General features: G+C 63.4%; 15 protein-coding genes and 1 tRNA gene. 3 read left to right on the forward strand and 13 right to left on the reverse strand.

Going from position 1 to position 20,054, the window contains the following annotated elements:
* Window positions 1-15: 15 nt before the first annotated feature.
* A tRNA-Ser gene (locus AC0L3A_RS03645) sits at window positions 16-105 on the reverse strand.
* 298 nt (window positions 106-403) lie between these two features.
* On the opposite strand from AC0L3A_RS03645, the gene AC0L3A_RS03650 reads away from it, so the two are divergent.
* Both AC0L3A_RS03650 and AC0L3A_RS03655 read left to right on the forward strand, forming a co-directional pair.
* Complete coding sequence (locus tag AC0L3A_RS03650) at window positions 404-1,354, forward strand: helix-turn-helix domain-containing protein (protein ID WP_219684324.1); 951 nt, start codon at window positions 404-406, stop codon at window positions 1,352-1,354.
* A gap of 148 nt (window positions 1,355-1,502) precedes the next feature.
* Window positions 1,503-4,421, forward strand: coding sequence for an ATP-binding protein (locus AC0L3A_RS03655; RefSeq protein ID WP_473253609.1), 2,919 nt, complete (start codon window positions 1,503-1,505; stop codon window positions 4,419-4,421).
* Between the two features lie 120 nt (window positions 4,422-4,541).
* Here the strand turns inward: AC0L3A_RS03655 and AC0L3A_RS03660 are convergent, their stop codons facing one another.
* Window positions 4,542-5,303 carry an SDR family NAD(P)-dependent oxidoreductase gene (locus tag AC0L3A_RS03660; protein WP_219684327.1) on the reverse strand — a complete coding sequence of 254 codons (762 nt, stop codon included), beginning with the start codon at window positions 5,301-5,303 and terminating at the stop codon, window positions 4,542-4,544.
* Window positions 5,304-5,595: 292 nt separating this feature from the next.
* On the opposite strand from AC0L3A_RS03660, the gene AC0L3A_RS03665 reads away from it, so the two are divergent.
* Window positions 5,596-6,714 (forward strand): helix-turn-helix domain-containing protein, encoded by a 1,119-nt coding sequence (locus AC0L3A_RS03665; RefSeq protein WP_473253610.1) that lies wholly within the window; start codon window positions 5,596-5,598, stop codon window positions 6,712-6,714.
* Between the two features lie 36 nt (window positions 6,715-6,750).
* On the opposite strand, the gene AC0L3A_RS03670 is transcribed toward AC0L3A_RS03665, so the two are convergent.
* The 11 genes from AC0L3A_RS03670 to AC0L3A_RS03720 form a co-directional block, all read right to left on the reverse strand.
* Complete coding sequence (locus AC0L3A_RS03670) at window positions 6,751-7,074, reverse strand: hypothetical protein (RefSeq protein WP_219684370.1); 324 nt, start codon at window positions 7,072-7,074, stop codon at window positions 6,751-6,753.
* A 230-nt stretch (window positions 7,075-7,304) separates the two neighbouring features.
* The gene (gene ilvD, locus AC0L3A_RS03675; RefSeq protein ID WP_007590964.1) at window positions 7,305-9,155 is read right to left on the reverse strand and encodes a dihydroxy-acid dehydratase; all 1,851 of its coding nucleotides are present in this window, start codon (window positions 9,153-9,155) and stop codon (window positions 7,305-7,307) included.
* Window positions 9,156-9,436: 281 nt separating this feature from the next.
* Complete coding sequence (locus tag AC0L3A_RS03680; RefSeq protein WP_473253611.1) at window positions 9,437-10,297, reverse strand: ABC transporter permease; 861 nt, start codon at window positions 10,295-10,297, stop codon at window positions 9,437-9,439.
* A gap of 13 nt (window positions 10,298-10,310) precedes the next feature.
* Complete coding sequence (locus tag AC0L3A_RS03685) at window positions 10,311-11,240, reverse strand: ABC transporter permease (protein ID WP_456764320.1); 930 nt, start codon at window positions 11,238-11,240, stop codon at window positions 10,311-10,313.
* Window positions 11,240-12,232 carry an ABC transporter ATP-binding protein gene (locus AC0L3A_RS03690; protein WP_473253612.1) on the reverse strand — a complete coding sequence of 331 codons (993 nt, stop codon included), beginning with the start codon at window positions 12,230-12,232 and terminating at the stop codon, window positions 11,240-11,242. The genes AC0L3A_RS03685 and AC0L3A_RS03690 overlap by 1 nt, the downstream gene beginning before the upstream one ends.
* The gene (locus AC0L3A_RS03695; protein ID WP_007590957.1) at window positions 12,229-13,212 is read right to left on the reverse strand and encodes an ABC transporter ATP-binding protein; all 984 of its coding nucleotides are present in this window, start codon (window positions 13,210-13,212) and stop codon (window positions 12,229-12,231) included. The genes AC0L3A_RS03690 and AC0L3A_RS03695 overlap by 4 nt, the downstream gene beginning before the upstream one ends.
* Before the next feature lie 3 nt (window positions 13,213-13,215).
* The gene (locus tag AC0L3A_RS03700) at window positions 13,216-14,853 is read right to left on the reverse strand and encodes an ABC transporter substrate-binding protein (RefSeq protein WP_007590955.1); all 1,638 of its coding nucleotides are present in this window, start codon (window positions 14,851-14,853) and stop codon (window positions 13,216-13,218) included.
* Window positions 14,854-14,883: 30 nt separating this feature from the next.
* The gene (locus tag AC0L3A_RS03705; RefSeq protein ID WP_007590953.1) at window positions 14,884-15,699 is read right to left on the reverse strand and encodes a sugar phosphate isomerase/epimerase family protein; all 816 of its coding nucleotides are present in this window, start codon (window positions 15,697-15,699) and stop codon (window positions 14,884-14,886) included.
* A 456-nt stretch (window positions 15,700-16,155) separates the two neighbouring features.
* A complete protein-coding gene (locus tag AC0L3A_RS03710; protein ID WP_473253613.1) occupies window positions 16,156-17,436 on the reverse strand; it encodes a DUF1236 domain-containing protein in 1,281 nt (426 codons plus the stop codon).
* A 108-nt stretch (window positions 17,437-17,544) separates the two neighbouring features.
* Window positions 17,545-17,931 (reverse strand): GrlR family regulatory protein, encoded by a 387-nt coding sequence (locus tag AC0L3A_RS03715; protein WP_473253615.1) that lies wholly within the window; start codon window positions 17,929-17,931, stop codon window positions 17,545-17,547.
* Between the two features lie 14 nt (window positions 17,932-17,945).
* A complete protein-coding gene (locus AC0L3A_RS03720; RefSeq protein ID WP_473253616.1) occupies window positions 17,946-19,979 on the reverse strand; it encodes an NAD(+) synthase in 2,034 nt (677 codons plus the stop codon).
* Window positions 19,980-20,054: the final 75 nt, after the last annotated feature.

A 20,054-nucleotide genomic window follows, 5' to 3' on the forward strand; every position in this document is an offset into this window, starting at 1 on the left:
CCCGGTCGGATCGACTGGCGGAAGGGGTGGGATTCGAACCCACGGTACCCTTGCGGGCACGCCGGTTTTCAAGACCGGTGCCTTAAACCACTCGGCCACCCTTCCGGAGCAACAATTTCAGAGGGTTAGCAGCAGCGCGAGCTGAACGAAAAAAGGCCGTTACTACCGCTTTACTACCCAACGTGGTCAGTAAGTGCTCTTTACGGTGAGACCCATAGCGCCGTCAACGCTCGACCCTTCGGACTGGCACCAAGTAAGACCTACAGGGGCTTCTGTTCCGGGAACTTGCCGAGCCACTCGCCGACTTCGTCAGGCGCGCATGACGTCCAGAAGTCAACGAAATCGTGCGTTTGAGATCGATCGATCGAGCATTCGGTCGCATAATTGCCGTCGAGGTTTCCAGATGAGCGAGCCACACGCCACCGGTGGGAAATCGGCCAGCAAAGGCGCCTATGGTGCGCATCTGGCAGCCAGTTTCCGTTTGCCCGAACCTCCCACCCATGTCCGTCGTACCTTGCAGCGAGGGACCATCGCTGTCTCGGTGCTGAGAGGAGGAGCCACAGGAAAGCCAAGCGGCTCGCTCGGTTTTCTCGACGCCTATCAGGTGATCGTTCCACTCAAAAGTATTCGGCAGGAATTCTGGCAAGGCAGTCGGTTCGTCTCATCCGATCCCGTGCAAGGTGGAACAACCTACATCATCGATCTTAGAGAAGATCCTCGGGTCCTTTGTCGGAATCCCGGCGGCACTGTGCACTTTTACATGCCGATTTCGACCATGAAGGCCTACGCCGAACAGAATGACTTACCGGCATTCGCGGATTTCATCCATCGGCCGACGACCGGCCATGACGATCCTGTCATGCGTCATCTCTCCGAGACGGCTCTTGCGGCCTTGGACCGGCCCCACGCGACGACCGGACTTCTGCTCGATTCGATCCTTGATGCTGCGTGCATCAACGTGCTCGGACAATATGCGACGTTGAATGGCGCAAACAAAACTCGAACATACGGGCTGGCAGCATGGCAGGAACGTCGTGCGAAAGACCTAATAAACAGCCAGCTCGACGTCTCCATGGCCGAACTCGCCCGGGAATGCCGCATTTCGGTCGCCCATTTCGGTCGGGCCTTCAAGCGCACCACCGGAATGTCACCTCATCAGTGGCAGCTCGGTCGTCGCATGCAGCGGGCACAAGCAATGCTGTCAGGGTCGACGCTTTCGATAGCCGAGATTGCCCTTGCGTGCGGATTTTCCAGCCAAAGCCATTTCACCAATTCCTTCACGGAGAATGTGGGTGTCGGTCCCGGGCGTTGGCGTCGATCAGGTGACCAACCAGAGACCATCGATAACGGCTAAGGCCGGCGCCCTTCGACCAATGGATAGCCCGGGCGGATCAGTTTTCCGCAACCTGCGTCACAATTCTGGAAGATTTTACCTGCGATTCTGGAAGATTTTGCCTGCGCCCTGCGCACGATATTTATCGACCGGGGAAAGGGAGTCGCAGGTGGCAGTTCATGCGAAGGTTCGAGCCGAAGCCCCCTCGCCCTTATCGCCCCAGCGCGACAACGATCTTCATTCAGGAGAAACGACGACGTCGTTCGGAAACTTCCGCCTGGACCGCGCGCGCCGCTTGCTGACCAAGGACGGAAAGCCGGTGCGGATCGGCTCTCGCGCGCTCGACCTGTTGATCGTCCTGATCGATCGCGCCGGCGAGGTCGTCAGTCGGCGCGAGTTGGTCGATCTCGCATGGCGAGGCGTGGCCGTCGACGATGCGGGTGTCAGAGTACACATTGCATCGCTTCGCCGCGTTTTGGGAGACGGTCGCGACGGTGCACGCTACATCGTCAATGTCAGCGGTGTAGGTTACAGCTTCGTCGCATCCGTCACGCGAGAGGCCACCGAGGCGCCGTCTCTGCCGACCGCATCCCCGGCGCCCCGGCTCACGGGCCGCGTGCCGCCACCACCCCGGTTGCTGGTCGGCCGCGACGATGTTGTCAACAGCCTGGTCGAACTTCTCCTTGAACGTCGGTTCGTAAGTATCGTCGGCTCCGGAGGCATCGGGAAAACTACAACCGCGACAGCCGTTGCGGACCGTTTGCGAGCGGAGTTTGGTGACGACAATATTGCTTTTGTCGATCTCGGCGCCGTCTCTGACCCCGAACGGATACCCGAGGCTATCATCTCGGCAATTGGCTGCCGGATCGGAGGCGCCGATCCCGTTGAGGAGATTTTGAACTTCCTCACCGGCAGACGCGTGCTGATCATCTTTGATAGTTGCGAGCATCTCCTCGATTCAACATCCGGTCTGGCCGCGCGCTTGTTTCAACAAGCTCCAGCTGTCCATCTGCTGACGACGTCGCGAGAAGCGCTGCGTGTCGACGGCGAGACGATCCATTTGCTAAGCCCTCTCGCCTGCCCGATGGAGGAGTGCCCCACCGCAGCGCAGGCGCTGGCCACGCCAGCCGTGCAACTCTTCCTGGATCGCGCCAAGTTTAGCGGATTCAATGGCGAGCTGAGCGATATCGAGGCGCCGATCGTCTCCGGAATATGCCGAAGAACCGACGGAATTGCACTGGCAATCGAAATGGCGGCCAGCAGGGTTGGCACCTACGGTATTTCTGGGGTCGCCAACCTGATTGTCGGTAACGTTGACCTCGGCCTGGTTGGTCGCCGCGACGCGGCTCCCCGACATCGAACGCTCGAATCGATGCTCGACTGGAGCTTCAGGCTTCTCAATCGAGAGGAACAGCGCGTCCTATCCGCCCTCTCCATGCTCGTCGGTCTGTTCACAATGGACGCCGCGTGTTCGATCACGAACAATGGCGACCATGATAGCGCCAACGTCTCCAGAACGATCATGAGCTTGATCGACCGGTCTCTCGTCTGGGTTCATCGGGAAGGTGACACCGTCTTCTATCGGCTTCCCGACACGACTCGGGCATACGCGGCCGCCAAGCTGGCCGAGACCGAACAGACTGAATCGATTGCCGCGCGCCACGCGCTCTATTTTTCGAAGCTGTTCAAGGCCACCGCGCTCGAGCACGGCACCTATGCTGATATTGGACGTCACGCGCCGCATGTCGGAAATTTGCGAAAGGCACTCGAATGGACATTTTCCAACGAGAAGTCCCGCCCGCTTGGCGTTCAGCTTGCGGCCGACACCGCCCCGCTCTTTCTCGGTCTCTGGTTGTTGAACGAATGCCGGCACTGGTCACAACTGGCATTAAGCTTTAAAGACGACCTCGGCGAAATTCCCGAGAGCGAAGCGCGCCTGCAGGAAGCGCTGGCGGTGTCCACGATGTACACCCTCGGAAATACGCCGGAGGTTCGGAATGCCCTGGAGCGTGGGTTGGTTCTCTCCGAGGCTCTCGGGCAAGCGCCCCAACAGCTTCGCCTTCTGGGCGACCTGGCCCTCTTCTTCAACCGAACTGGCGATTTCGGAGCGGCGCTGGCCGCCGTGAAGCGCAGCGGAGCCATCGCAGAACGCAGCGATTCTCCTGAAGATCGCATCAATGCTGAATGGCTGATGGCAGCTTCCAGTCATATGGCAGGCGACCAATTGGCAACGATCGCCCACTACGAGCGCGGTTCCAGGCTTGAAGCCACGACCGGCCGCGCGAAAATCAATCTGTTCGGATACGACGATCGCCTGAGGGCCCAGATCTCGCTGGCACGCTGCGTTTGGCTCCGCGGATCCCCCGATAGCGCCTGCAAGCTGGCCATCAAGGCCATGGACGATGCGGCGGAGATATCTCTGCCAAGCAACTACACCATGGCGATCACCCACTCCGTACCTGTCTTGCTTTGGAGCGGCAACACCGTTGAGTCGGCCCTGTATATCGAGCGCTTGCTTGTACACGCCCAACGTTTATCGATCAAAACTCACACGTCTGCCGCATTGGCGCTGAGAGGAGAATGGCTCTTGATGACCGGAGACTTCTCGACCGGAGTTGAGACATTGCGACAAGCGCTCGAACGGCTTCGCCGCGAGCGCCTGCACATGCTCACTCCAACAGCGTCGATAGCTCTGGCGGATGGGCTATCCCAGTGCGGAAATCATGACGAGGCGCGCGCGACGATCGACGGCGCCCTGTCATCGGCCCGGGAAATGAATCAGCAATTCTACCTTCCGAGCCTTCTGCGCACACAAGGCCAAATTATCTTGAGAAGCCCCCAACCGGACTTCGAATCCGCCGAGTCATCCTTGCGCAAGTCCATTGAACTTGCGGGAATGCAGGCCTCCCCTGGTTGGGAATTAAAGGCTGCCGTGCCGCTGGCACGCTTGTTGATACAAACTCGCCGCATCCACGAAGCCCTCGCCCTCATCGGCCCAATCTATCGCGCGCATTCGGAGAAAACGGGCTCGACCGATCTCGTCGCCGCCGCAAGCATTCTGGAGGCGCCGTGCGACTTCCACGTCTGATCGGGTCGACCTCCCAGCCCGCCGTCCGTCTTGACGATCTCTCATCGGCAGATAACGGGGCCACGCAAATAGCGAGACCCCGGTTTGATTTCAAGGAGTCCGCACAGCCGTTGCGGGCAGCTAGATCGCCATGCCGCCCGAGACCTCGATTCGCTGGGCGTTGATCCAGCGGTTGTCCTCGGACAGCAGCGAAGCAATCATCGGCCCGACGTCGTCCGGGACACCAGGACGTCCGAGCGCAGTCATATCGGCGACACGTTTGTTAAGTGCTGGATTGTCGCGCACAATACCACCGCTGAAGTCGGTCTGCATTGCGCCGGGGGCCACAGCATTCACGGCGATCCCACGCGGGCCCAGTTCTTTGGCTTGATAACGCGTAAGGACCTCAATGGCGCCCTTCAACGCGCCGTACGGCGCGCTGCCGGGAATGATGATCCGGGCGAGGCCGCTGGAGATGTTCACGATCCTGCCGCCGTCTCTGATGAGCGGAAGCAATTTCTGCGTCAGGAAAAACACGCCCTTGAAATTCACCCTGTAGAGGGCATCGAGTTCGTCCTCAGTCGTCATTTCAAACGAATTGTGATGTGAAATGCCGGCATTGTTGACCAGATAATCGAAATGCGTTGCTCCGAGGCAAGCCAGGGCTTCCCGCACCTGCGCGACAAAGCCGCCAAATGCGCTCACGTCGCCGACATCCAGCTGCAAAGGTATGGCGCGGGATTCCATCTCTCTAACTTGCGCAGTCACCATGTCAGCTTCATTGCGTGCCGACTTGTATGTGAAGATGGTATCGACACCTCTGCGGGCAAGGCTGACCATCGTGTTACGCCCAAGACCGCGGCTGCCCCCCGTGACGATGGCGATTCGTCTACGCTGTTCCATCTGAATTCTCCTTGATCCTCGCGGCCCTTATCCTAAGTGCCACGAGGTCAAGATAGCGATGGGGCACCCTCCCGCGCGTTGTGAATTGCTAAGAATTGCTAAGACGACCAATGCACCTCAATGGAGCAACGTGACGCCACACTCTCCGTTCGACAGTGACTGCCTCTTTCGAGATATAGCAATATTTTGCAATCGATAACCCATATCGATCCGCCTTCAGACGTATCTTTTCCCTTTATCGCACATGTTGAGGTTTCACGATCGCAATGGCCGCGAAACCCGGAAAGAACGGATGATGTCCATCGGCGCACAAGTGGAGCGATCGTTCAATCGTCGAGACTGTCCCTTGCGAGATGAAAGTCTACTCGAAACGGAGGGCCTCTACCAGGAACAGTCCTGGCGTCGAGTCCACCCCGGCGTCGCCGCCAGAGACATCGTAATCTCGCGCTGGACCAACCTGCAGGATGCCACACTGCGTGCCGAAGCGACGACACCACCCGATCAATATTTTTTGGGAATCGCGCTCAAGGCGTCCCGCCTGACATTCGCCGGCGATGGGCAGGCGATCTTCGATGGCAACATGCCGGCAGGCACGCTGTACGTCTCGGCGCCGTCGAAGCGAATCATCGCGCAATTTCATTCGGCGTGTGATTTCCTGCACTTCCGCGTTTCTGCCGACTACATGATTTCACAGCAATCGACGCGACAGTTACTCGCGGCCGAAAGCATGAATGAACTGGTATTGTTGCGTGATCCTCTCGTCGATCAACTTGCAAAGGTGCTGACCGGGTATGGGAACACGACCAACAGGGAGTTTGCACGCTGCATAGGCCGGACCCTCGCCATGCATGTGGCTCGGCTCGAAGGCCCACAGATCAAGGTCAATGGCTTGCCCAAGTGGCGTCTGCGTCGTGTCGAAGAGTACGTCAAAGCGCATTTCGACCGCGACATCGGTCTTTCCGACCTCGCAAACATCGCCGGTCTCTCCCGCATGCACTTCGCGGCGCAATTCCGAATTGCGACTGGCTACCGTCCGCATGAATATCTCCAGCATCAGCGCATCGAACGTGCCAAGTCACTATTATCAAACACCGAAACGCCGCTGGTCGAGGTCGCGCTTGCCGTTGGCTTCTGCACGCAAGCGCATTTTTCCACGGTGTTCAAACGCACGACAGGCGAAACGCCTGCGCGCTGGAGATCAGAAAGCAAGAATGCTTCCTCTTCGGTTCAAAAAGCTACGCGGTGTGAGCACGCGGGACGCGCAGCCACCCAGACCGCAGCCGCGAGGCCATGCGAATCGGGAAATGGCTCGCATTCGCGAAACATGTTCCCGGCCGCGAAGCCCGGTTTGGTGTCGCTTCCGTTTCCGGGCCTCATTTGCCGCCCTCAAAAGCAAAACGGCGCCCCGTGAGGAGCGCCGCTTGAATTCTTCCTAGGTCCGGCCGGCTCAGTACCCGCAGGACGCACACCCCATCTGCACCGGGGCGTAATAGGAATAGCCCGGCTGGACCATCTCGACGCGCTGGCGCGTGGCGTATTGCGGCGGGATGCGCTCGTACTGGACGCTCGGCGGCGCCACCATTACGGTCTGCGGCACCATCACGGTGCGATACTGCGCCGGCGCGCGGTGCGCCACGACGGCGCCGGGCGAAACCATCACGGTCTCGTCGACGGTGCGGTATTGCGGCTGCACGTATTGCTGCTGGTAGCAGGTCGTGCACGGCGGCGGCGTGTAGCAATTGTAGCAGCCGGCGGAGGCTGCGCTCGTCATGGAAATCGCAGCGACGACGGTCGAGAAAACGACAGCGAGAGTGCGAGACATTATTGTGGTGCCCCAATTGCCCGAAATGGATTTGCGAAGGTCGCATCAGTATACGCGGCAAACCCTTGCTTTGCCGAAGTTCGTCGAGGCATCCTTAATGCAAACGGCCGGCTTGCGCCGGCCGTTCAGAACTTGTTGACCATGCACGGCGCGTGCGATCACGCGCGCACGAGACGCTGCTACTTCGAGCGCCGCTTCACCTCGCGCACCGCGCCGCGCGCGGCGCTGGTGGTGAGCGCGGCGTAGGCCTGAAGCGCGGTCGAGACGTTGCGCTTGCGGCCGATCGCCTGCCAGGCGGTGTCGCCCTTCGCTTCTTCCGCGGCGCGGCGCTTGGCCAGCTCCTCGTCGGAGACATCGAGGGTGATGCTGCGGTTCGGGATGTCGATGGCGATGCGATCGCCGGTCCTGACGAGACCGATGTTGCCGCCTTCGGCCGCTTCCGGCGACAGATGGCCGATCGACAGGCCCGACGAGCCGCCCGAGAAGCGTCCGTCGGTGACGAGCGCGCAGGCTTTGCCCAGCCCCATCGATTTCAGGTAGCTGGTCGGATACAGCATCTCCTGCATGCCGGGGCCGCCGCGCGGGCCTTCATAGATGATGACCACGACCTCGCCGGCGACGACCTTGCCGCCCAGAATGCCTTCGACGGCCGCGTCCTGGCTCTCGAACACGCGGGCGGGGCCGGAGAATTTCAGGATCGAGGCGTCGACGCCGGCGGTCTTCACGATGCAGCCGTCCTGCGCGAGGTTGCCGTAGAGCACGGCAAGACCGCCGTCCTTGCTGAAGGCGTGCTCGAGGTTGCGGACGACGCCCTTCTCGCGGTCGGAATCGAGCTCGTCGTAACGACGCTCCTGGCTGAACGCGACCTGCGTCGGGATGCCGCCGGGCGAGGCCCGGAAGAAGGTGCGGACAGACTCGCTCTTCGAGCGCTTGATGTCCCAGCGCTCCAGCGCGTCCCTCATGGTCGGCGCGTGCACGGTCGAGACCGAGGTGTCGATCAGGCCGGCGCGATCGAGCTCGCCCAGGATGCCCATGATGCCGCCGGCGCGATGGACGTCCTCGACATGCACGTCGGCGACCGACGGTGCGACCTTGCACAGCACGGGCACGCGCCGCGAGAGACGGTCGATGTCCTGCATGGTGAACTTGACCTCGCCTTCATGGGCGGCGGCGAGCAGATGCAGCACGGTGTTGGTCGAGCCGCCCATCGCGATGTCCAGCGTCATCGCGTTCTCGAACGCCTTGAAGTTCGCGACATTGCGCGGCAGCACCGAGGCGTCGTCCTGCTCGTAGTGGCGGCGCACGATGTCGACGATGGTGTGGCCGGCCTCGACGAACAGGCGTTTGCGATCGGCGTGGGTTGCGACCACCGTGCCGTTGCCGGGGAGCGCAAGGCCAAGGGCTTCCGTGAGGCAGTTCATCGAATTGGCCGTGAACATGCCCGAGCACGAACCGCAGGTCGGGCACGCCGAGCGCTCGATCACCTTGACGTCCTCGTCGCTAACCTTGGAGTCGGCGGCTGCGACCATGGCATCGATCAGGTCGACCGCCTTGGTCTTGCCCTGCAGCGTGACCTTGCCGGCCTCCATCGGTCCGCCCGAGACGAACACGGCGGGGATGTTGAGCCGCAGCGCCGCCATCAGCATGCCGGGCGTGATCTTGTCGCAATTGGAGATGCAGACCATGCCGTCGGCGCAATGGGCGTTGACCATGTACTCGACGCTGTCGGCGATCAGTTCGCGCGACGGCAGGCTGTAGAGCATGCCGTCATGGCCCATCGCGATGCCGTCGTCGACCGCGATGGTGTTGAACTCTTTCGCCACGCCGCCGGCCTGCTCGATCTCGCGGGCGACGAGCTGGCCGAGGTCCTTGAGATGGACGTGGCCGGGCACGAACTGGGTGAAGGAATTGACCACCGCGATGATCGGCTTGCCGAAATCGCCATCCTTCATGCCGGTTGCGCGCCAGAGGCCGCGGGCGCCCGCCATGTTGCGGCCGTGGGTGGTGGTGCGGGAGCGATAGGCTGGCATGGCGGTTTCCGTCCTCGGGTTTGGCCGGCCGGGCGGGGCAAATTTTCGAAGCCGCCTCAGGCCTTTCCGGCCGGATAGCGCACGGGGGGAACGCGCGCAACGGGAACTTGGGCCGGACAGGGCTCCCCTGCTCCCGGCGCGGGCTCTCTCACCTGCCCCGGACGCAGCGCAGCGTCTCTTCGACGGTGCGCTGCAGAGCCGGGGCCCATCTGGCAGCGAGTGCTATGGCTTCCTGGGTCCCGGCTCGCGCCTCGCGCGTCCGGGACACGAGAGCTGAAGTCCTATTGCAACTCGGGATCGAGCCGGTCTCGCAGCCAATCTCCGATCACCGAGACCGCCAGCGTGGTCACCACGATGGTGGTGGCCGGCGCCAGCATGATCCAGGGTGCCCGGGTCAGGTACTCGCGGCCGTAGCCGACCATGTTGCCGAGGCTGGTCATCGGCGGCTGCACGCCGAGGCCGAGAAAGGACAGGCCCGACTCCATCAGGATCACCTCGGGAAAGACCAGCGTGGTCGACACGATCAGGGTCGAGGCGATGTTGGGCAGGATATGCCGGAGGTAAATTCGCGCCGGCGTCGCGCCGAGCTGCCGGACCGCCGCCGCATAGCCTTGGGCATTGGCGGAAATGGCAAGGCCCCGCGCGATACGGGCGTAGCGCTCCCAGCCGAAAAATCCCATCAGGCCGATCAGGAGCGGCAGCGAATTGCCGAAGAAGGCGAGCACTGCGAGCGCCATGATCAGGAAAGGCATGCTGGCCTGGAAGTCGGACAGCATCAGCACGAGCTGCTCGACGGGCCCGCGGAAATGCGCGGCGAGGAAGCCGAGCGTGGTGCCGACAATGGCTGAAATGGCCGTCGCGCCGAAGGCGATCAGGAGCGAGATGCGGATCGAAACGAGCAGCCGCGACAGCACGTCGCGGCCGAGTTCGTCGGTGCCGAGCCAGTGCGCGACATTGCCGGGACTAGCGAGACGATTGCGCAGGTCGAGCTGGGTATAGCCGTAGGGGGCGATCTTCTCGGCGAAGGCCGCGATCACCAGCATCGCGACGATCCAGCCGATCGCGATGGCGACCGAGACCGGGATCGCCGGGAGGCTCATGCGGCGGCGGGCCGACGTGTCTTTCAGCGTGGCGTCGGTCATGCATGCGCTCCCTTCATGCGTGCGCCCCCTTGGCGCGCAGGCGCGGGTCGAGGAAGCCGTAGAGGAAGTCAACGATCAGGTTCGAGGTGACCATGGTCATCGCCACCAGCAACAGGATGCACTGCACGACGGCGAGGTCGCGGTTGGCGACGGCGACGACGAGCAGGCGCCCTACCCCCGGCCACGAAAACACGCTCTCGACCACGACCGCGCCCGCGATCAGCGTGCCCACCATGAAGCCCAGTATGGTGACGGTCGGGATCGCCGCGTTGGGCAGCGCATGCGACGTCACGACTTTTCGCCACGGCACGCCCTTCGCCGAGGCGGTGCGGATATAGGGCTGGCCCAGCACCTCCAGCATGGCGCTACGGGTGAAGCGCGCCAGCACCGCGGCGCCGCCAAGGCTGAGTGTCACGATCGGCAGGATGGCGTGACGCCAGCTGTCCTGCCCGCCCGAGGGCAGCCATCCGAGTTGCACGGCGAAGACGAGCACGAGCAGCAGCGCCAGCACAAAACTCGGCACGGTGAAGCCGGCGACCGCCGTCATCATCACCGCGCGGTCGATTCCCGAGCCCCGGTGCAGCGCCGCGTAGATTCCGGCGGGAATGCCGAGCGCGACCTTGAATGCGAAGGCCGGCAGCGTCAGCGCCAGGGTTGCCGGAATCCGCTCCAGGACAAGCTCGATCGCAGGCCGCCCGTCGCGCATGGAACGGCCGAGCTCGCCCTTGGCGATCGCACCAAAATAATCGAGATACTGAAACCAGATGGGATCATCGAGGCCCCACGCCCTGCGGAAGGCGGCGAGGACTTCCGGCGGCGCTTCCGGTCCCAAAATCATCAGCGCGGGATCGCCCGAGAGACGCAGCACCACGAAGGCGAAGGTGACGACAAGCACGATCGTCAACGCCGCGCGTCCGATCCGAATGGCGAAATAGCGTCCCATCAGGCCGCATCCCGCGTCTCGACGTGCGGCCCCGCCACAAGGTGGCAGGCGACCTGCCTGTCGCCACCGACGTTCGACAGCGCTGGCACCTCGCTTGCACAACGCGCGATTGCGCGCGGGCAGCGCGGATGGAAGGCGCAGCCCTGGGGACGCGCCGCCGGGTTCGGCGGATCGCCTGCCAGCACAATGCGGCCTGCGCTGCGGCGGCCCGGCGCGGGCGATGCCGAGACCAGTGCTTGCGTGTACGGGTGCTCCGGCCGCGCGAACAGATCATCGGCGCACCCGATCTCGACGATGCGGCCGAGATACATCACGGCCACCACATTGCTGATCTGCCGGACGACCCGCAAATCGTGGCTGATGAAGAGCAAGGTCAGCGCAAGCTGCGCCTGGAGATCGGCGAGCAGATTCACCACCTGAGCCTGGATCGAGACGTCGAGCGCGCTGACCGGCTCGTCACAGACCAGGAAATCCGGCTTTGTCGCCAGCGCCCGCGCCAGCACGATGCGCTGGCGCTGTCCGCCGGAGAGCGCACCCGGATAGCGCGCACCATGTGCGGGTGTCAGTTCGACCGCGCGCAGCAATTCGCGGACCCGCTCCTCGCGCTCGAGGGGCGTCCCGAGACCGTGAATGTCCAGAGGCTCACGGATTTGGGCGGCGACCGGCAACCGCCGGTCCAGCGCCCCCAGCGGATCCTGGAAGATCATCTGCATGTGCGCGCGTTGCGCACGCCATGCGGTCGTTCCGGGCGTTGCCATCGGCTTGTCGTCGAACCGCACCTCGCCGTGATCCGGCGGCTCGAGGCCGAGCACGATGCGGCCGGTGGTCGACTTTCCCGAGCCGGACTCGCCGACGAGGCCCAGCGTCTCGCCCCTGGGAATCGTCAGCGACACGCCATCGACTGCATGAATGGCGGCACTTCGGCCGAACATCCCGGAGCGCATGCTATAACTGCGCGAAATCGAGGACACTTCGACGAGCGGACGGCTCATTCGGCGGCGATCCCGAGCAGTGCGCGACGCGAAGCCTCGGCGCGGATGCAGGCCACGGCGCGATCCTCCGCGATCGGCGCGAGGCTTGGAGCCACAATGCCGCACGGCGCTTCTGCCAGCGCACAACGCGGCGCGAAGGCACAGCCATCAGGCATGCTCGCGGGATCGGGCACCGTTCCGGGAATGGCGGTCAGGCGGCGCCTCGGTCCGTCGAGCGGCGGCAGCGCACCGATCAGGCCCTGCGCATAGGGATGGACGGGATCGGCGAAGAGCTGGTTCGCCGGCGCCTCCTCGACAATGCGGCCCGCATACATCACGGCCACGCGGTCGCAGTTTTCCGCGACCACGCCGAGATCGTGGCTGATCAGGACCATCGCCATGCCCATCTCGCGGCGGATAGTCGAGAGCAGTTCTAAAATCTGCGCCTGAATCGTGGCGTCGAGCGCCGTAGTCGGCTCATCCGCGATCAGCAGGTCTGGATTTCCGGCGAGCGCCATCGCGATCATGATGCGCTGGACCTGGCCGCCGGAAAATTCGTGCGGATAGGCTTCGAGCCTGCGCGTCGCGTCGGGAATGCCGACCAGATCGAGCAGCCGCCGCGCTTCCGCTTTCACCGCGCCACCCGAGATATCGCGATGCAGCGCCAAGGACTCGCAGAGCTGCTTGCGGATGGTCAGCACGGGATTGAGTGCGCTCGCGGGATCCTGGAAGATCATGGCGACGCGCCCGCCCCTGATACGGTCGAGCTCGGCGGCGGGCGCACCGAGGATCTCGCGACTGTCGAGACGAACGGAGCCCGAGACGCGGGCATTCCGCGGCAACAGGCCGAGTGCCGCAAGCCACGTCACCGACTTACCCGATCCGGACTCGCCGACGAGGCCAAGCGCCTCGCCCTTGTGCAAGGCGAGATCGACACCGCGCAGGACTGGCACGCCGTGGAAGGCGACGCTGAGGTCCTTGATGCTGATCAGCGGCGCCACCGATCAGGCCTCGAAATTGCCGGCGCGGAAATCCATCGCGAAGGCGGGCGACGCCTTCCACTTGATCGACTTCGGCTTGGCCGTGAAGGTCGCGTTCTGGTGCAGCACCGTATAGGCCGGGTCTTCGCGCTCGGCGATCTCCAGCATGCGGCGGAACGCCTTCTTGCGGGCGGCACGATCGATCGAGGTTTCCAGGAACTCCGAGAGCGTGTTCAGCTCGGCATTTGTCCACTCGCCGATCTGCTGCTGCTGGCCGTTGGGGCCGTGCTGGGCAACCAGCGACGATACGGGATCGTTGAAGGCGGCCGAGTTCGACCAGTCGCGGACCGCGCGCGTCGGCGCACGTTCCATGATCTGCGACCAGTTCTCCTTGGTTTCGATCTGGACGTTGAGACCGACCGACTTCCACATCTCGACCAGCACTTGCGCGGTCGCGACCTGGTTGGTGTAGTAATTGTTGAGCAGGCGATACGGAATAGGGTCGCCCTTGTAGTTGGCCTGCTTCAGCAGCTCCTGCGCCAGCTTGGGATCGTAGGCCGGCACGTTCCAATCGGCATTGAACATGTCGCCGTAGAACTCCCACTGCAGGCCCTTCGGGACGCGGGTGCGACCGGCCCACAGGCTGTCGACGATCGCCTGGCGGTCGATCGCATGGGTGAAGGCGCGCCTTACAAGCGGATTGGCGAGCTGGGCGTGGTTCTTGTCGAATACGGTCAGACGATGATTGAGGATGGTGCCGCCCTGCACTTCGAAGGTCGCGTTCTTCTCGATGCCCGCGATCTGGTCCGGCGGGATGTCGCAGGCGAACTGGTACTCGCCCGACAGCAGCCCGTTGATGCGGCTCGCGACCTCCGGGACCTCGAGGAAGCGAATGCGCTTGAGCGGTGGACGGCCGCCCCAATATTCGTCGTGGGCTTCCAGCGTCAGCGACACGTCGGGCTTGAGTTCGACAACCTTGTAGGGCCCGGTGGTAACAGGCTTGCGCGCCCAGTCGAGATAGCTCGCGGATTCAGCCCAGGCGCGGCGGTTCGCGATATCTGAGCCGTAGCGCGACAGCCGACCCTCGATCGTGACGTCGGGCGTCGCGTTGTAGAAGCGCACGGTGTATTTATCGACGGCATCGACGCGGACGAGATCCGGCCAGATCCGGCGTGCAACCGCCGGAACGTCCGGCGGCAGTTCCTTGCCCGGCCGCGGCGTCGGAATTTTCTCAAAGGCCTGGATGGTGCTGCGGCTCTTGGCCTCGGTCTCACCGAACATGCGCTCGCGGCTGAACGTGAAGACGACGTCCTCCGCCGTCAGCTCGTCGCCATTGTGGAATTTGACGCCCTGGCGCAGCTTCACCTCGACAGTCTGGTCGTCGATACGGCGCCACTCGGTGGCAAGCCCCGGCACGGCCTCAAGGCTGCCGCGCCAGTTCTTGGAGATCAGGCCTTCCCAGATCGAGGAGAAGAACACCCGCTCGCCGACATTGGACTGCTCGCGCAGCACGTCGAGCACGTTCGAATTCGTCACCTTCTGCACCGCGATGGTGACCGAGGGACGGTTGTCGGCCTGCCCGATCGCAAAGCGCGGCAGCAGCAGCGTGCCTGCGGCAATGCTGCCGGACTTCAGGATGGTACGGCGCGTGAGCTTGCTCATGATGATAACCCCTGCCGGTTTTTTTGTCGGCTATTCGGCGAGACCGAGCGCGGCCAGATGGGCTGCGCCAGCGCGGACGTCGTCGTGGTTGCGAAGTTCGAGGATCAGTCGGGGGTTTGAGGTCAGCCGGCCCAGCGCGCGGAACACGGCGATCCACGGGATGTTGCCCTCGCCCGGCGCCCAATGCCGGTCAGCAAAGCCGTCGGTATCCTGGAGATGCACATGCGCCAGCATGTCGCCGGCGGTCTCGACATAGTAGTCGACCGGCGGCGCGCCGGTGGAGATGTGCGCGTAGTTGGCGTGGCCGGTGTCGAGGGAGACGCGCACCTTGCTGCTTTCGAGCGCCTTGGCGAGACGCACGCGATCGCGCGGATCCTTGTCCTCGATGTTCTCGATGACGATCTCGCAGCCGATGGTTTCGGCGCGCACGATCACCTCGGCGAGTGTCGCCTTGACGCGTTCGACGAGATTGCCGCGATTATCTGGATAGAGGTCGAGGTTGTTGTGGTCCCAGGTCGTGAATGGCGAATGGATCACCATCTGCGTCGCGCCGAGAAACTCGGCGGCTTCGAGGCCTTGAAGCAGGCGTTTCGTCACGACTTGGCGGATCATCGGGTCGTGGCTACCGATCGCGAAGCCCCAGAACGGTCCGTGGATGCCGAGCCGGCCGGTGTGACCTGAGAGCATCTGCTTGATTTCGCTAGCAGCACTTCGCCAGTCGCCGTCGAGCAAGTCCGCGCGAAAAAAATCCTGAATTTCGAGATCGCGCTGCCGTTCGAGAAGCCAGTCGCGATGGGCAGGGATCGATTTGATGGACAATGCGGCGCCCAGTACCGGCTTCGACATGGCTTGCTCCTCGGCCGTCAACAATGACGGGAGCAGCGCTAGACCAGTTCAATGACAGGCCGGTGAAATGCAGGTTCCGCAGCGCTGAGGAGATGTGGACATCCCCGCGATCGCGTGCATCGAATTCAGGCAGCGGCGAGTGCAGACGCATGCATCTGCGCTCGGATCAAGCGCGATGAAATCCGTAGTGATCCGGAATGGAATCCTATTCTGATGTCGCGTACATCGCGGGACATCGATCGGCGGCCTTCCAAGGGCATCACCCTCTGATCGCGCAACATGGGGTTGGGGGACCACATGGGGCGGGGGGATCAAAGGCTGGGGCAAGGTTACGAGGTCCGGACTCCTAGGCACTCCGGACCTCGGGACTTTCTAGATTGAACGTGATTTCGCGCCGCCGGCTTGATCAGCCGTGCGGCGCGAAGTCGTTTTGGCGTCGTTATGCCGACACGGGCGCTAGCGCGTCTGGGGCTCGATCGTCACCGTGCAGTCGCCCTGCCCTTGCGTCGCCACCACGATGTTGCCCGCGGGAGCGCCGAGGGCGATCGGCGCGGACGAGCCGCCGCCGGGCATCTGGACAGTCACGCTCAGAGAATCGGTTCGCGCGGTCGAGCCTACGGTCGAGGGCTCTGCCTGGGCCACATTGCCCGAGGCGTCACGCCGCATGATCTGGCAGTTCACATTGCTGCCCCCGGCCGCGCTCCCTCCTGCCGCAGCCATGCCCGATGAGGTGCCGCCGCTCATTTGCGCACGTGCTCGCGACGGATCGCGGGGCACCTGGCTCACGATGCGATGCGTCCGCGGCTCCACAATGACGACGTCATCGCCGGTCGCAAAATATTCGTAGTCGCGATATTCGGGCTCGATCGAGACGATCTCGGGCGGAAGCCTGTGAAGGCGCACGCGCGAGGGAATGGTCTCGCCGACCCGGATCGAAATGTTCAGATTGCGCTCCGGCTCCGCCAGGCGTGCACGGCTCACCGTTTCAGAAATCCGCACCTGCTTCTCGGAGGTTACCTGCGCCTGCTGATTGGCTTGCGTGTTGGTCTGCGTGGTCTGGTTGGCTTGGTTGGTCTGCGTGCCCGAACTGGCAGGTGCGCTCTGCGCATTGTTGGTCGGGGCCGTCCGGTTCGTGTCGGTCGCGGTGGCCGGCCGGTTGTTCTGCTGCGCCGGCGGCTGCTGCTCGGCCGCGTTGCGCGGCGGCTGGGTCTGGTTGCGCTCGTTCTGGTTGGCTGCGGCACCCGTGCGCTCGTTCTGCTGGCTAGACGTGCCGGACTTGGACTTCTCGGACTCCGCCGTTGATTTCTGCGGCGCGGATTTGTCCTGCTTCGTCTCAGCACTGCTCTTGCTGTCGCGTCCGGGTTTCGTGCTCTCGGCATCGCGGTTGCGATCGCGCGAGGGCTCGCGGGATTCTTGCGCCTGATCCTTCGATTTCGGCTGGTTGCGCTCGGCAGAACTGGCCGGCTGGCGCTTATCGTCACTCGCGTCCTGCCTGGCAGCGCCGCCCTTCTCCTCGCGGCCCGCGCCCTGCAATCGTTCCTGGGCGCCCTGCGCGCGCTCTTGAGCACGCTCCTGAACACGCTCTTGGCCGCCGCCGTGTTGCGGTGCGGCGCCTTTCGCCGGCTCCTCGGTCCGTCTCGGCTCGTCCCTTCGCTCACCGGGTGCCTGGGCGTAGGCGAAGCCGGAAGCAAGCATCAGTCCGATAGCTGCGGTCGATAACATCAAGTGCTTGCGCATGGTCCCTCTCCTCGGAAATTCGCAACAACAGACGCGAACGTTCTGTGGGTGCGAAGGTTCCTGATCAGGAACGAGGGCCGATCACGCGGTTCTCACATCTCACGGGTCTCACATGGGGTCCTTCAGCGTGAGCCGCGCCGTGAATGTCACGCTGGTCTTTCCGACCAGCGCCATGCCTTCGACCTCGGCGCCGTCGGCGGAATAGTCGCCCGAAAAGCCGCAGGTCACTTCCCTGCCGCCGAACGCGAGTGTCTTGCCGACGGCCTCGGTGTGCTGATTGACGGTCATGTCGCCGCGCCATTTCCCGTTCCGGAAGGTGTAGCTGCCGGTGTAATAGAAATAGCTGTCACCGCCCATGATGCGGCCATCGCAGAGCACGACGACGCCTTTGGCCTGGCCGCGCTTGCCGTCGCGCATCTCGATCTCAAAGATGTAGAGGCCGTTGAGGACCTTCTGTGGGTTGGCGCCCTGCTCGGGCTCATCGCCGGCCGACATCGCTCATCTCCCGTTCAAACCGGCACATTCCGTTCGAGATCTTCAAGCCACGCCGCCGCGCTCGAATCCGACGGCGCGCGCCAGTCACCGCGCGGCGACAATGAGCCGCCGGCCGAAACCTTGGGGCCGTTCGGCATCGCCGAGCGCTTGAACTGGCTGAAAGCGAAGAAGCGGCGCAGAAACACCTCCAGCCAGCGGCGTATCTCGGGAAGGTCATAGGCCTTGCGCTTATCGGTCGGGAATGCCGGCGGCCATTCGCCCTGAGCAACGTCTTTCCAGGCCTGCAGCGCCATGAACGCGATCTTGGATGGCCGCATGCCGAACCGCAGCGTGTAGAACAGGTTGAAATCCTGGAGCTCGTAGGGACCGACGGAAGCTTCCGTGCTCTGTGGCTTCTCGCCCGGCTTGGCCGGAACCAGCTCCGGCGAGATTTCCGCCGACAGGATCGATCCAAGCGTTTGGTTGACGTCGTCGCTGAACTGCTTGGAAGCAATCACCCAGCGGATCAGATGCTGAATCAGCGTCTTCGGCACCCCGGCATTGACGTTATAATGCGCCATCTGGTCGCCGACGCCGTAGGTGCACCAGCCCAGCGCGAGCTCGGAGAGATCGCCGGTGCCAATCACGATGCCGCCGTGATGATTGGCGAGCCGGAACAGATAGTCCGTGCGCAGGCCCGCCTGCACATTCTCGAAGGTGACGTCGTAGACCTTCTCGCCCTTGCCGAAGGGATGGCCGATGTCCTTCAGCATTTGCGTCGCCGTGGTGCGAATGTCGAGCTCCTGCCAACTCGTCTGCAACGCCTTCATCAGCGCCAGCGCATTGGTCTTGCTCTCGCTGCCGGTGGCAAAGCCCGGCATGGTGTAGGCGAGAATGTTTTCGCGCGGCAGGCCAAGCAAATCGACCGCCTTGGCGGCGACGATCAAAGCGTGGGTGGAATCGAGCCCGCCCGAGACGCCGATGACGACGCGCTTGGTGCCTGTCGCGCGCATACGCTGGACCAGGCCCGCGACCTGAATGTTGTAGGCCTCATAGCAGTCCTGCTCGAGCAGGCTCTCGTCGCTCGGCACGAACGGAAAGCGCTCGACCTTGCGCAGGAAGCCGATATCGGCGGCCGGCGGCTTCAGGGCAAAAGTCACTTTCCGGAAGAAACCCTCGCGCTGCCGGCGGTTGTCGTCGAAGGTTCCCATCAGCGCGCGCTCCTGCCTGAGCAGGTCGAGATCGACGTCGGCCAACGTGATCTGGCCGCCCTGGCGGAACCGCTCCCCCTCGGCCAGCAGCACGCCGTTCTCGTAGATCGAGGTCTGGCCATCCCAGGCCAGATCCGTGGTCGATTCCCCTGCCCCGGCGGCGGAATAGACGTAGGCCGCGAGGCAGCGCGCCGAAGTCGATTGGCACAAGAGCGCGCGCGAGCGGGCGCGACCGATCGTGATCGGGCTGCCCGAGAGATTGATCAGCACGCTCGCGCCCGCGAGTGCGAGCTCGGAGGCCGGCGTCACCGGGATCCACATGTCCTCGCAGATCTCGACGCCGATGGTCAGGCCCGGAACGTCCTCGGCCGCGAACAGGAGGTCGACACCGAACGGAGCATGCAGCCCGCCAAAGGCGACCATCTCTCCGACCATACCGGCGCCGGAGGCGAAATGCCGTCCCTCGTAGAATTCGCGATAGGTCGGCAGGTAGCTCTTGGGCACGACGCCCAGGACCTTGCCGCGATGGATGACGACCGCGCAATTGTAGATCCGATTGCCAAAGCGCAGCGGCGCGCCGACGATCAGGATGGTCATCAGGGCCGAGGATGCCTCAACGATGGCCACAAGCCCGCGCTCGACCGCATCGAGCAGCGGATCCTGCTTCACAAGATCTTCGATCGCATAGCCGGACAGACACAGCTCCGGAAACACGGCAACCGCCACTGACTGTTCGTGGCAGTCCTTCGCCGCCGCCAGAACCGCCGTCGCGTTGGCCGTGGGATCGGCCACATGAGAGGTGGTGACGCAGGCCGCCACGCGCGCAAATCCGTGGGCATAGATCGAGTGGAAACTCATCGAGCACAGTCCCTTTGTCTCGTCGCGACCGGCCTCCGCCAGCTCTGGACTCCATTTAACCCATCGACATGGCCC

The sequence above is a fragment of the Bradyrhizobium sp. MI1.3 genome, from assembly GCF_055811695.1.